At 63.6% G+C, this 12,385-nt stretch carries 13 protein-coding genes; 3 read left to right on the top strand and 10 right to left on the bottom strand.

The genetic code is table 11. From position 1 onward, the window contains the following. Nucleotides 1-2: 2 nt before the first annotated feature. From HU750_RS19155 to HU750_RS19125, 7 genes are all read right to left on the bottom strand, one after another. The gene (locus HU750_RS19155) at nt 3-473 is read right to left on the bottom strand and encodes an Rsd/AlgQ family anti-sigma factor (RefSeq protein ID WP_027595131.1); all 471 of its coding nucleotides are present in this window, start codon (nt 471-473) and stop codon (nt 3-5) included. A gap of 231 nt (nt 474-704) precedes the next feature. Continuing rightward, complete coding sequence (locus HU750_RS19150; RefSeq protein ID WP_027595130.1) at nt 705-1,211, bottom strand: disulfide bond formation protein B; 507 nt, start codon at nt 1,209-1,211, stop codon at nt 705-707. A 244-nt stretch (nt 1,212-1,455) separates the two neighbouring features. Next, a complete protein-coding gene (locus tag HU750_RS19145; RefSeq protein WP_186681810.1) occupies nt 1,456-2,694 on the bottom strand; it encodes a heme biosynthesis protein HemY in 1,239 nt (412 codons plus the stop codon). Continuing rightward, a complete protein-coding gene (locus HU750_RS19140) occupies nt 2,691-3,791 on the bottom strand; it encodes a uroporphyrinogen-III C-methyltransferase (RefSeq protein ID WP_186681808.1) in 1,101 nt (366 codons plus the stop codon). Before HU750_RS19140 ends, HU750_RS19145 begins: the two co-directional genes overlap by 4 nt. 45 nt (nt 3,792-3,836) lie before the next feature. Continuing rightward, the gene (locus tag HU750_RS19135) at nt 3,837-4,604 is read right to left on the bottom strand and encodes a uroporphyrinogen-III synthase (RefSeq protein WP_099428041.1); all 768 of its coding nucleotides are present in this window, start codon (nt 4,602-4,604) and stop codon (nt 3,837-3,839) included. Then, a complete protein-coding gene (gene hemC / locus HU750_RS19130) occupies nt 4,601-5,542 on the bottom strand; it encodes a hydroxymethylbilane synthase (RefSeq protein WP_027595126.1) in 942 nt (313 codons plus the stop codon). The genes HU750_RS19135 and hemC overlap by 4 nt, the downstream gene beginning before the upstream one ends. Nucleotides 5,543-5,667: 125 nt before the next feature. Then, nucleotides 5,668-6,411, bottom strand: coding sequence for a LytR/AlgR family response regulator transcription factor (locus tag HU750_RS19125; RefSeq protein ID WP_027595125.1), 744 nt, complete (start codon nt 6,409-6,411; stop codon nt 5,668-5,670). 309 nt (nt 6,412-6,720) lie between these two features. On the opposite strand from HU750_RS19125, the gene argH reads away from it, so the two are divergent. After that, nucleotides 6,721-8,115, top strand: a complete 1,395-nt coding sequence (argH, locus tag HU750_RS19120; protein WP_027595124.1) for an argininosuccinate lyase — start codon at nt 6,721-6,723, stop codon at nt 8,113-8,115. A 123-nt stretch (nt 8,116-8,238) separates the two neighbouring features. Here the strand turns inward: argH and HU750_RS19115 are convergent, their stop codons facing one another. Next, nucleotides 8,239-8,901, bottom strand: a complete 663-nt coding sequence (locus tag HU750_RS19115) for a glutathione S-transferase (RefSeq protein ID WP_186681806.1) — start codon at nt 8,899-8,901, stop codon at nt 8,239-8,241. 147 nt (nt 8,902-9,048) lie between these two features. On the opposite strand from HU750_RS19115, the gene HU750_RS19110 reads away from it, so the two are divergent. Together HU750_RS19110 and HU750_RS19105 are read left to right on the top strand one after the other, a co-directional pair. Further along, a complete protein-coding gene (locus tag HU750_RS19110) occupies nt 9,049-9,348 on the top strand; it encodes a hypothetical protein (RefSeq protein WP_027595122.1) in 300 nt (99 codons plus the stop codon). A gap of 69 nt (nt 9,349-9,417) precedes the next feature. Beyond that, nucleotides 9,418-9,663 carry a TIGR02647 family protein gene (locus HU750_RS19105; RefSeq protein WP_186681804.1) on the top strand — a complete coding sequence of 82 codons (246 nt, stop codon included), beginning with the start codon at nt 9,418-9,420 and terminating at the stop codon, nt 9,661-9,663. 27 nt (nt 9,664-9,690) lie between these two features. On the opposite strand, the gene HU750_RS19100 is transcribed toward HU750_RS19105, so the two are convergent. After that, nucleotides 9,691-11,634, bottom strand: a complete 1,944-nt coding sequence (locus HU750_RS19100) for a cytochrome c/FTR1 family iron permease (protein ID WP_186681802.1) — start codon at nt 11,632-11,634, stop codon at nt 9,691-9,693. 115 nt (nt 11,635-11,749) lie between these two features. Next, complete coding sequence (locus HU750_RS19095) at nt 11,750-12,004, bottom strand: hypothetical protein (protein WP_027595117.1); 255 nt, start codon at nt 12,002-12,004, stop codon at nt 11,750-11,752. Nucleotides 12,005-12,385: the final 381 nt, after the last annotated feature.

Genomic DNA, 12,385 nt, shown 5'->3' with positions numbered 1-12,385 from the left:
CCTCAGGCTTCGACCGTGCCCTCTTCCTTGTGCGCGTTATGCAGCACCTCGATCAGGCAATCCTCCAGCTCGAAGCGCTCGTGCAGCAGGCCGCCCAGCTTGGCCAGTTTTTCGGCGAAGCGCTCGGGGTCTGTGCACTCGCCCTTCTCGCAATGGTCATTGAATGCCAGCGCGATCTGGGTGCTGTCATCGATGCGCGGGTTGATCTGCGTGGCCAGTTCAAGGCCGCGAGTGTCGCCGAAGGCCTTGGCTTCACTGACCAGCTGTTCGCTGACTTCGAAATGCCAAGCCGAGACATAATCGACCAGCACCGCGCAAAAATCGCGGTTCTTGTCCTTGTCGGCGAAGGCTGGCTTGGCGTCGCGCAACGCGCGGAAAGCCTGCACCAGTTCATGGCGCTCCTCCAGCCAACGGTCGATCAGCTTGTGAACCCCACCCCAGCGTTCCTGGGCGTTCTGACAACTATCGAGCATGGCGATCTCTTCCCTTCTGGGTAGATGCCGCTGCACCTCGCACCACGACCGCGCAGCACAAAGGTGACATCAGCAGGACGGCATCGAGCAGTTGTATTTTCGGTATGCGTGCTGGGAGATTATTCCCGCGCGTGCTGACCATCAAGGTACGCAGCAGACAAAGTTCATACAAGTGTTTAATACCCCGTTACAACACCATTGGTCGCGATAGCGTCCCAGGCTTGCGCCAGGTCAATCGCCCGCCAGGGTGCGGAAACGATACGCCAGCAGGCGGCTCAAGGGCAGCGCGCCCAGCAACAGGAATGCCAGCAGGCTCCATTCAGGCAGTGTCAGGTCAACAAAGCTCCAGGTCAGCGCGTTGCAATCCGGGCCACCCAGCAGCAATTGCCGCGCGGCTTCACGCCAGGATTGCTCGAACACATCCCAGATCGGAGCCGGGCACACGTGAACTGCCCCACCCGCCCCTTGCAGCCAGACATGCCGTGCCGCCAGCAACGCCCCCGCCGCCGAGCAGGCCAACAGTGCTTGCGCGTAACGACGAATACCCGACCTGCCCGGTGCCTGCAGCACTGCGCACAGGCAAAGCAGCCCATACAGGCCCAGTAACAAACGTTGGCTGAAGCACAACGGGCACGGCACCAGCCCCAGGGCACTTTCCAGGTGAAATGACCCGGCCAGCACAGCCAACGCGGCAAGGCAGGCAGGAAAGAAAAAAGTGCGTAAACGGGCCGGCAGCATGGGCGATGGAGGTCCCGGGGAATGAAGTGGCTTGAAACGGTAGAGGAAGTAACCGCTGTGTTTCAAGGCGCTACAGGGACGACAAGTCGCTGAATAGCAAAGGAAGTTTCCTGCCAAGCAGTAGGAAACGTCTTAAGAAATGGACTGCAGAACTAACTTATATCGCCGGACAAGTTACCCGCTCCCTTAGCCCGCACGCTGGCGCGAACTAAGGGGTAACCCAGGTAAAACGCTTAGGCGTAACTCAGGCGCGCACTGCTTCTGGCAACGGCAGCGCCAGCAAGCGCTCATCCAGCAAGCCGAGGCCTTCCTGGAACAGCTGGTTGCTGCGCTCGGTCTCGCCAAGGCCGGCGAGCAAACGGGCCAATTCGGCACAGGTTTCCGGGTTGCGCTCCATCTGCAAGCTGCTTTCCAGATAGTCCCGCGCCTTGCCCCACAGGCGGTTCTGCAAGCTCAGGCGGCCGAGGGTCAGCAGCAGGCTTGGGTCCTGTGGATGCGCCTTCAGCCAGCCTTCGGCTGTTTGCAACTGGCGCGCCGGGTCATCACCGCGTACCAGGCCATACAAGCGAGCCAGGTGGCTTTCGTACTCACGCTTGAGGGCCGTGCGCAGCACTTGCTCGGCTTCGCCCTGGGCGCCGACCTGGCGCAGCTGCTCGGCGTAGGCCAGCACCAGCTGCGGCTCCTGACGCTGGGCGGCAGTCAGTTGCTGCCAGGCACGTTCCAGGGCCTGACGCGCACTTTGCGCATCCTCGCCGCGGGTTATCGCCAGGCTCAGGTTCTGGCCCCACGCACGCTTTTCAAGCTCGGCAAGCTCAGCCGCTGGCAGCACCTTGCCCTTGCGCAGGTCAGGCAGCAGGCGAATCAGCGCCGACCAATCGCCACGTTCCAGGTACAAGCGCTGCAGCAGGCGCAGCACCTGGGTGTTATGCGGGTGCCGCGCCTGCATCGCCAACAGGGTTTCCAGCGCACCATCCGTGTCGCCACGGTCCATCTGCAACTGGGCATGGGTCAGGGCAATGGCCAGTTCCGCCTGCGGCTGACGCTCCAGGGCGCGCTCCAGCAGGTTGTCGCTGTCTTCCTTGCGGCCTTGCTCGTTGGCGGCGCGGGCGGCGCCGAGGTAGTACAGCAAGGGCTGGCGCTCAGCTTCGGCGGCGCGGTGCAGATGGCGCTGGGCACTGGCCCAGCGGCCCTCGGCGAGGTCCAACTGGCCTTGCTCGATGGAAAGACGGATGCGCCGGCTGCGGTTACGACGCGACCACGGGTTGACCACGCCGCTGGAGGTCAGCACCAGGCCAACCAGGTAGCGCAACAACCCAAGCAGGGCGATCACGGCCACAAGCCCCGCCAGCGCCGCCCAAAGCCCCGACTGGTAGCGGAAGCTGCCATAGGCGATCAAGACGTAGCCACTGTGCTTGGCCACCGCAATGCCCAGCGCCGCGGCGATCACGATCGCCAGTACGGCCAGCAGGTAGACCCGCTTCATGGCTTGCCCCCTTCACCCTCGGCCGGCAGGTGGCGGCGCTGGATGTAGGCTTGCACCGAGGCCAGGCTCTCGCTCAGGTCAGGGGTGACCACAGACACCGGTTGCTCGGCCAAGGCGTTGAGGCTGTCGAGCATGGCCTTGCTTTGTGGGTTGTCGGCATTGAAGTTGGCCAGCAGTACGCTGCGCGCATCATCCAGTGCCTGGGTGTAGACCTTGGCCTCGCCATTGAGCGCGGCCCACTGGGCTTGCTCGATGGTCAGGCTCAAGGCCAGGCGCAGCTGGTTCAGCGACTGCCCGGCCAGCAGCGGCCGCACGTTGTCATCGGCGTTGAAGTCGATCTGGAAATACTTCGAGATTTCCGCCCACCACTGCGACCAGCGACTGGCGCCATCGCCGTCGGATGTCAGCGCACCGAGCGCATCGGCATTGCTCTCGAACTCAGGCGACTGGGCGCTGAGTTGTTGCACCAGTTCGCGCTGTGCAGCCAGTTTGAGGAACAGGCCCGTGCGGTCTGGCTGCTGCGTGCTGTTGAAGGTTGCTAGGCTGCGCGCCAACTGCTCGCGAGCGGCGAAGGCACCGGGGTCGCTCTGCTCGCGAAGGATTTCGTCGGCGCCTTCGACCAGGGCCTTGGCGCTGGTGATGTCCTGCAGCGCCGAGAGGCGCAGGGTAGCCAGGCGCAGCAAGTGTTCGGCCTCTGCCAGGCGCCATTCCTTGCGGCTCTCGCCCAGCACGGTTTCCAGACGCTGGCTGAGGCGTTGCTGATCGCCTTGCAGCTGCGAAACCAGGCGACGGCGGTCTTCCAGCTCGCTGGCAGCCGGCAGGCTGGCCAGCTGCGCGCTGATCTGCTGTTCACGCTGCTGCAGCGCTTCGGCGCGCTGGTTCAGGGCTTCAAGGTGCTGCCCTTGGTTGAATTCGCTGCCTTGCAGTTGCCGCACCTGCCAGACACCCCAGCCACCTATTGCGACCCCGGCCGCACCCAGCAGCAGCGCCAGCGCTGCCAGACCGGTGCCGGAGCGCTTGGCGGGTGTGGCGGTGACGGGATCCGCCGGCGTCTGGGCCGACGGCTGATCGTTATTGGACAAGACAGTTTCGCTCACGTATCCATCCTTTGCATGGGGGCGCTAGGCGTTCAGCTTAGCGCCTTAAGAGGCAGGTGCAGCGCTGCGCTGCACAGCTGCCAGCAAGGCCGTGGCACTGGCGCCACGGCAATCCACAACCTGTTGGGCCCCGGCGGCCCTGGCCTGCTCGGCAACCCGCGGGCTCGGCACGAACAGCGGCAGACGCGCCACCTGCGGCCAATCGGCGCCGGCCATCTGCTGCAAATGTTCAAAACCCTGCCCACTGCTGACCACCAGGCCATTGAGGCGTTCCGCTTCGATGCGACGCATCAGCGTGCCCGCCGGGTACTCCGGCAGGCAGCGACGATACAGTTCCAGATAATCGACACTAGCACCTTGCTCTGCAAGACGCTCTGCCAGCAGTTCGCGACCTCCCACGCCACGGACGATAAGGACGCGTGGTGTAGGAAGCGCGATAGCGTCGCGCAGGACCGGCAGTGCGAGCAAGGCCTCGCTGTCGTCACCTTGCGTAGGGAAAGTCACCTGAAGACCGGCGGATTGCAGCACTGCAGCCGTTGCTTCACCGACGGTAAACCAGCCGGTTGCCGGAGGCTGCAGGCCGGCGTGCGCAAGTTGCTCAAGCAGCAACCTGGCGGCCGGTTTGCTGACCACGATCATGGCCTGATAGTGCCCCAGCCCGGCAAGCCGCTGACGCGCCACGTCGCCCAATCGCACAGGCTCGATCGCCAACAAAGGCAGGCAGTTGCTGGCCACGCCGGCGGCTGCCAGGCTCTGCGCCAGCGCCGCGCAGTCCTCTTCAGGCCGGGTCAGCAACAGGCGCCAAGGGCTCACGGGTGCCCGGCCTCGCCATAGACTTCCTTGAGGATGGCCTCGGCGCCTTGGCTGAGCAGGTCTTCGGCAACCTGCACGCCCAAGGCTTCAGCCGATGCGCGCGGCGCGCGGGCATCGGCCACCAGCAAGGTGCCACCGCTCGGCTGGCCAACCAGGCCGCGCAGCCACAATTGGTCGCCTTCAAGCACTGCGTAGCAGGCAATCGGCACCTGGCAGCCGCCATTAAGGCGCTTGTTCAGGGCCCGTTCGGCCACCACCCGGTCGGCGGTGTCGAGATGGTGCAGCGGGGCCAGCAGTGCATGGATTTCGCTGTCGGCACTGCGGCATTCGATACCCACCGCACCTTGGCCGCCCGCCGGCAGGCTGTCATCGACGCTGATGCTGGCGGTGATGCGGTCTTCGAAACCGAGGCGGATCAAACCGGCGGCGGCGAGGATGATCGCGTCATACTCGCCAGCGTCGAGCTTGGCCAGGCGGGTATTGACGTTGCCACGGAGGAAGCGGATTTCGAGGTCTGGCCGACGCGCCAGCAACTGGGCCTGGCGGCGCAGGCTGGAGGTGCCGACGATGCTGCCGGCGGGCAAGGCTTCGAGGCTTGCAAAACGGTTGGAAACGAAGGCGTCGCGCGGGTCTTCCCGCTCGCAGATGCAGTACAGGCCCAGGCCTTCAGGGAAGTCCATGGGCACGTCTTTCATCGAGTGCACGGCGATGTCGGCTTCGTTGTCCAGCAGGGCGGTTTCCAGTTCCTTGACGAACAGGCCCTTGCCGCCGATTTTCGCCAGCGGCGCATCCAGCAGCTTGTCACCGCGGCTGACCATGGGCACCAGGGTCACGATCAGCCCAGGGTGCGCCTGCTCGAGGCGGGCTTTGACGTATTCGGCCTGCCACAGGGCCAAGGCACTTTTACGGGTGGCAATGCGGATTTCGCGAGTGGACATGGAACGCCCCGATGCAGAGAAATGCTGCCGATGATAACAGCTCCGGCGGCATCACCAGCAGATGCGGGTCAATGGCTATGTACGTCCCGTGCGCGGCCGTGGGCAGCGGCCGCGCAAAGACGTGGTCAGAGCGTCTGCATCATCTTGCGCACGCCAGCCACATGGCGCCGGCTGACGGTCAGGGCATCGCCGTCCAGGCCTTTGAGAAACAGCTGAAAATGCCCAAGCGGGGTGCGCTGCAGGCGTTCGATACGCTCGCGGGCCACCAGCGCGTTGCGGTGGATACGCACGAAGCGTTCGCCAAATTCGTCTTCCAGGGCCTTGAGGGGCTCATCGAGCAACACCTCACCGCCCTCGTGGCGCAAGGTCACGTATTTGTGGTCAGCGATGAAATAGATAACCTGGGGCAAGGGAATCAGCTCGATGCCCTTTCGCGTTCGCGCACTGATATGGCTGCGCGGGCCGCCGCCTTCATTGGCCGGCCGGGTGAGCGCCGCCAACTGGGCGCGGTTGGGCTTCTCGGCCTTGCGCAGCGCATCGCGCAACGCCTGAGGCTGGAAGGGTTTGGTCACATGGCTGAGGGTGCTGTCCTTGAAAGCCTCTGTGCCGTATTCATCGTCGCCGGTGCAAAACACCACCGAGGGCGGCGCTTCGCGCTCGCACAGGCGAGCAGCGACCTGAAGGCCATCCAGGCCAGGCATGCCGATGTCCAGCAAGACCACATCGGGCTTTAGGCTTTCGATCAGCGCCAGGGCCTCCTCGCCGTTGGTGGCGCTTGGCTCCAGCACGGTATAACCCTCTAGTTCGCCGAGTAGCCTACTGAGGCGTTCACGGCCTTGGGGTTCGTCATCAACGATCAGGACATTCATAATTGCGCTGGATTCCTGAATGAGTCTCGCACAGGTGTAGCGTAGACAAGTGTGGTTCGAGCGACACTGCGTGTCACGCTCTAGACCGGTGCAATGGCCAAAGATTCACTCGGCCGGCAGATTCACTGCCAGTCCTCTGTCCAACTGTAGACGGTCCGTGGAACACTGCCGTTCAATCCTGCAAATCCTTGCTTGCTCGTTTGCCTGCCCATTTGCCGTCATTTCTCTCGACCGGCGTCCTGCGGCAGCCAGCCCAACCCTGCTATTATCGGCGCCACTTTTTCGTTCACGCCTGCAATGAGTGAATCCATGAGCACCGACAAGACCAATCAGTCCTGGGGCGGCCGCTTCAGTGAGCCCGTCGACGCCTTCGTCGCCCGTTTCACCGCTTCGGTCGATTTCGACAAGCGCCTGTACCGCCACGACATCATGGGTTCGATCGCCCACGCCACCATGTTGGCGCAGGTCGGCGTGCTCAGCGATGCCGAGCGCGACACCATCATCGATGGCCTGAAGACCATCCAGGGCGAGATCGAGGCCGGCAACTTCGACTGGCGCGTCGACCTTGAAGACGTGCACATGAACATCGAGGCACGCCTGACCGATCGCATCGGCATCACCGGTAAAAAGCTGCACACCGGCCGCAGCCGCAACGACCAGGTCGCCACCGACATCCGCCTGTGGCTGCGCGACGAGATCGACCTGATCCTGGCCGAAATCACCCGCCTGCAACAGGGCCTGCTGGAGCAGGCAGAGCGTGAAGCCGAGACCATCATGCCCGGCTTCACCCACCTGCAAACCGCCCAGCCGGTCACTTTCGGCCACCACTTGCTGGCCTGGTTCGAAATGCTCAGCCGCGACTACGAGCGCCTGGTCGACTGCCGCAAGCGCACCAACCGCATGCCCCTGGGCAGCGCCGCGCTGGCCGGCACCACCTACCCGATCGACCGCGAGCTCACCTGCAAGCTGCTGGGCTTCGAGGACGTATCGGGCAACTCGCTGGACGGCGTTTCGGACCGTGACTTCGCCATCGAATTCTGCGCTGCCGCGAGCCTGGCGATGATGCACCTGTCGCGCTTCTCCGAAGAGCTGGTGCTGTGGACCAGCGCCCAGTTCCAGTTCATCGACCTGCCTGATCGCTTCTGCACCGGCAGCTCGATCATGCCGCAGAAAAAGAACCCAGACGTGCCGGAGCTGGTACGTGGCAAGAGCGGCCGCGTGTTCGGCGCCCTGATGGGCCTGCTGACCCTGATGAAAGGCCAACCGCTGGCCTACAACAAGGACAACCAGGAAGACAAGGAACCGCTGTTCGACGCCGCCGATACTCTGCGCGACTCGCTGCGTGCCTTTGCCGACATGATCCCGGCCATCAAGCCCAAGCACGCGATCATGCGTGAAGCGGCACTGCGCGGGTTCTCCACCGCCACTGACCTGGCTGACTACCTGGTACGCCGTGGCCTGCCGTTCCGTGATTGCCACGAAATCGTCGGCCACGCGGTGAAGTATGGCGTGGACACTGGCAAGGACCTGGCCGAGATGAGCCTGGACGAACTGCGCCAGTTCAGCGATCAGATCGAGCAGGATGTGTTCGCTGTGCTGACCCTGGAAGGGTCGGTCAATGCCCGTGACCACATTGGTGGTACCGCACCGGCGCAGGTGCGTGCGGCCGTGGTGCGTGGCCAAGCCTTGCTGGCTTCGCGCTAACTGCTTGTTGTAGGAGCAGCCTTGTGCTGCGAAGAGGCCGGTGCAAACACCCTGGATCTAAGGTGTTTGCACCGGCCTCTTCGCAGCACAAGGCTGCTCCTACAGGTTCAGCGCTAGCTACAGTTAGCGCTTGCCGCTACGAATCATCTCCATGAAGGCCGGCATCGCCGCCTCCTTGTCTGCCAGGATCCGCGCCATGTGCGGGTGCTCGCGCATTTTCTCCAGCAATGCCTTGGCCTCGGGGAAGTCCGCGAGGAAGTCGAGGTTCAGCACCTTCTTGCCCACCGCGTAGGCCAAGTCGACCGAGAAGCAGAACATCAGGTCGGCAATGGTCAGCTGCTCACCCGCCACATAGGGTGCGAAGCGCCCATTGCGCTTGAGCGTGGCAAAGCCCGCCAGCAGGTCGGCACGGGCGCGTTCCTTGATCAACGGCTCCACCGCCATGCCAAAGAAGGACTCGGCATAGCAGGTACGCGCCGGCAGCTCGATGTACAACTCGATTTCCTTCAGCAGCTCACGCACCTTGGCCTGCTCGAACGGCTCGGTTGGCAGTAGTGCCTTGCCGCCTTGGGTCTGCTCGATGTAGTCGAGGATCACACTGGTTTCGCTGATAAAGCCGTGCTCGGTTTCCAATACCGGTACCTTGCCCCGCGGGCTGACTTCCAGTGCCTTGGGCGCCTGGCCGCCGTAGAAGGTGACCTCCTCGAAAGGCAGGCCTTTTTCCAGCAGCGCCAGCTTGACCATGTTGTAGTAATTGCTGACCGAGAATCCGTGAAGCTTGAGCATGGGGTAACAGCCTCCAGGCCGTATGGGGATGGCCCGGCTTTTATAGCCCCTGCGCCAGCGCCTGACCAGCGTCATGCACCCGGTCGATGACCGGACATTGCCAGCACAGGCGTGGCAAACTGTATGCCCCATCACAGGAGTACCGCCATGAGCGAGCCCACCGACATCGACAATGACGACGAAGCCTTCGCCGAAGCAACGCTGACCCAGGCCATCGAGAACCAGATCGAAAGCGGCGAGCCGCCGGCCGCCAAAGCCACCTTCAACAAGCTCACCCTGGTCGGCTACGCGCGCGAGGACATCCTCAACCTGATGGCCCATGTGTTGGCCTTCGAGATCGACAACATGCTGGTGGAAGACCGCGCCTTCAATAGCGAGTGGTATGAAAACGCCCTGCGCGCCCTGCCCGAGCTGCCACCTGAGATGGATCAAGGCGACGACGAATAACCCGACTACACTCGAAGGTCAGGCACCGATGACGGTGCCGCCATCCTCGTCTGGAAGTCAGGAGTCGCCATGTCCTTTACCCCCGATCTGATCGCCGAACTGGAAGTCCTCGCGCTGTTCAAGCACGACAGCAGCCAGGAAGGCATCAAGATAAACAGCCACGCCTCCCCTGCCCTGATCGCGGCCGCTCAGCGCCTGTACGATAAAGGGCTGACCGATCAACCCGATGGTGGCTACCTGACCAGCCTGGGTCATGACGCCGTCGACAGTGTTCAACTGCTGCAGAACATTCTCAAGGCGCCACAACCGGCCTGATCGAACAGGTATACCAGGAGGGCGGCCTTAGCTGGCCGCCGCCCTGTGCTTCTCGGCCAACCGCGAGCGCCCGTACAGGAACACGATGGCCAGCAATGCCACCGCCTGGGCTGCCAGCGAGTAGGCATCGGCATGAATGCCCAGCCAGTCGAACTCGAAGAACGCCACCGGCCGCGTGCCCAGCACCCCGGCCTCTTGCAGTGCCTTGACGCCGTGCCCGGCGAACACCACCGACAGCGCGCACAACAGCGCCGCGTTGATGCTGAAGAACAGCGACAGCGGCAGCTTGGCCGAACCGCGCAAAATCACCCACGCCAACCCCACCAGCAGCACCAGCGCCGTCGCGCCCCCTGCCAGCACCGCCTGATGCCCGGCAGGCCCCGCCTGCAGCCACAGGGTTTCGTAGAACAGGATCACCTCGAACAGCTCGCGGTACACCGAGAAGAACGCCAGCATGGCAAAGCCGAAGCGCCCGCCGCCACTGACCAGGCTGCTCTTGATGTAGTCCTGCCAGGCCGCAGCGTGGCGGCGGTCGTGCATCCATACCCCCAGCCACAGCACCATGACCGCAGCAAACAGCGCCGTGCAGCCTTCCAGCAGCTCGCGCTGGGCACCGCCCACGTCGATCACATAAGCCGCCAGGGCCCAGGTGGCAAAGCCGGCAACCAGCGCCAGCCCCCAGCCGATATTCACGCTGCGCACAGCCGACTGCTGGCCGGTGTTGCGCAGGAAGGCCAGGATCGCCGCCAGCACCAGAATCGCTTCAAGGCCTTCGCGCAGCAGAATCAACAGCCCCGAAATGAAGCTCAGCGACCAGCTCAGGCCGTCGCTGCCCAGCAGCTTGGCGGCCTGGCCGAGCTTGGCCTTGGCTTCAGTTAAGCGCTGCTCAGCCTGGGCCACTGGCAAACCGTCCTGCAGTGACTGGCGGTAAGCCATAAGGGATTTTTCAGTGTCTTTGCGCGCTTGGGTATCGATGTTGTCCAGCGAGCTTTCCACCAGCTCGAACCCTTCCAGGTACGCGGCCACAGACAAGTCATACGCCTGGTCGTGATCGCCTTCGCGGTAGGCGGCCAGGCTTTTATCCAGGGTGCTGGCGGTGTACTCGAGCAACTGCGCCGGGCCGCGTTTGACTTGCGGCGGCTGGGCACGTTGGGCACGGAAAGCGTCCAGCGCACTGGCGCCTTCGTTGGCCGCGACTTCAGCCGGGGTTTGGCGGGCAAGGTCGGCCAGGTTCCAGACCTTGTCACCTTTTGCGGCTTCAGGCTGGGCAGTGAAGCTTGCCACATAGGCGGCGACGTCCCAGCGCTGACGCTCATCGAGCTGATCGGCGAACGATGGCATCTCGGTGCCTTCGATGCCCAGGCCAAGGGTGTTGTACAGGTCGAACAGGCTCAACTGGTCAAGCCGCTCGACGCTGCGCAGGTTAGCGGGCGGCGGCTCCAGGCCGACACCGGCCGGGCCATCGCCGGTGCCGGTATCGCCATGGCAGATCGAGCAGTTCTGCGCATACAGCGAGGCCCCGCGGGCCGGGTCCGGGGTAATCACCGGGGCCTGGCTAACCTCGTAGGCCACCGCCAGGCGCGCGCCTAACTGGCGGGCCTGACGGGCAACGGCGGCGCCTTCATGACGCTGCTCAATGGCCTGGCGCAAACCCTCTACGCCCTGCTCCAATGCCGTTTGCTCAGCATGCGCCGGCAAACCTTTGACCAGCTCGGCCAGTAACGCAGTGAATTCCTGTTGCTCGCGGTATTCACCCTCGTCGATCACCTTGCCGTCGCGCACGGTCGGCGGGTAGTCGGCACCGATGTAGTCGAGCAGGTGCAAGGCCTTGGCGGCCTCGGCGGGGGCTTCGGCCAGCACCGCGGTGCTGCACAGCGCCAGCACTGGGCCAAGCAGGAAAGCAGGCAGCCAGGCAAGCAGACGGGAACGGGTTTTCATGGCCAGTCTCGGAGGGAATGCGAAAGAGAACATTGTTCACTTCCACTCTATTTCTCTCAAGGGTAGCGGGCGGATTTCATGAAAAATCTTGTGACAAATAAGCTTCAACCCAGGAGGCGTGTTGACTCTTGTAGAAGGCGTGCTCGGCTCAGGCGCTGGCGCGGGTGTGGTCGCACAAGGCGTTGATCATCCGGCACAACAGGCGGATGTTCATGCCCATCGCATCACGCATCAGACCAGGGCTGCTGTCTAGCAGGGCGGAGGTGGTCTGCTCCACCGTCAGGGTCAGGGCGCGGATCAGCAGGTCGCACGTTTCGGCGCAGGGAGGGTCTTGGAGCGTGATGAGGGGTGGGTCGAGCAGAAGGAGGGTTGCGGGCGGTGGGTCGGGGACGATTTTTTTCATGGTGGGGCACCTATGGCATGCGGATAGGTAACTGCCTTCCTTTTCGTCTCACGGAGCTGGGTGGCAGTCATACGCGGGGTGAGACCCGGGTCCATAGGCATACCCGGCCAGACCGAAGCCTGCCCGCGTACGACCGCCATTAAGCGATGTGCTATAGAACCGGGTGTCTCACGCCCGATCGCCTTGCGAGGCGACCCGAGGACATTATTCCTGGGGCATCTCCCCGCCTAGACAGCACCTTCCGACAGGCGCGTAGGATAGTTCGCCTGATAGCGAGAGCTGAAGCATTTGGTTTCAGATTCGGAAATGTCTGACATATTCGGGGTGTTCGACGTTAGAGGTTCGGCGCCCTCAAGACCGAGCGCCGCCCGCGCGGCGGTG

The organism is Pseudomonas sp. SWRI50 (genome assembly GCF_014269095.1).
Taxonomy (GTDB): domain Bacteria; phylum Pseudomonadota; class Gammaproteobacteria; order Pseudomonadales; family Pseudomonadaceae; genus Aquipseudomonas; species Aquipseudomonas kermanshahensis.
The sequence above is the reverse complement of the archived record's forward strand: the minus strand, read 5'-3'. Positions and strand labels throughout refer to the sequence as shown.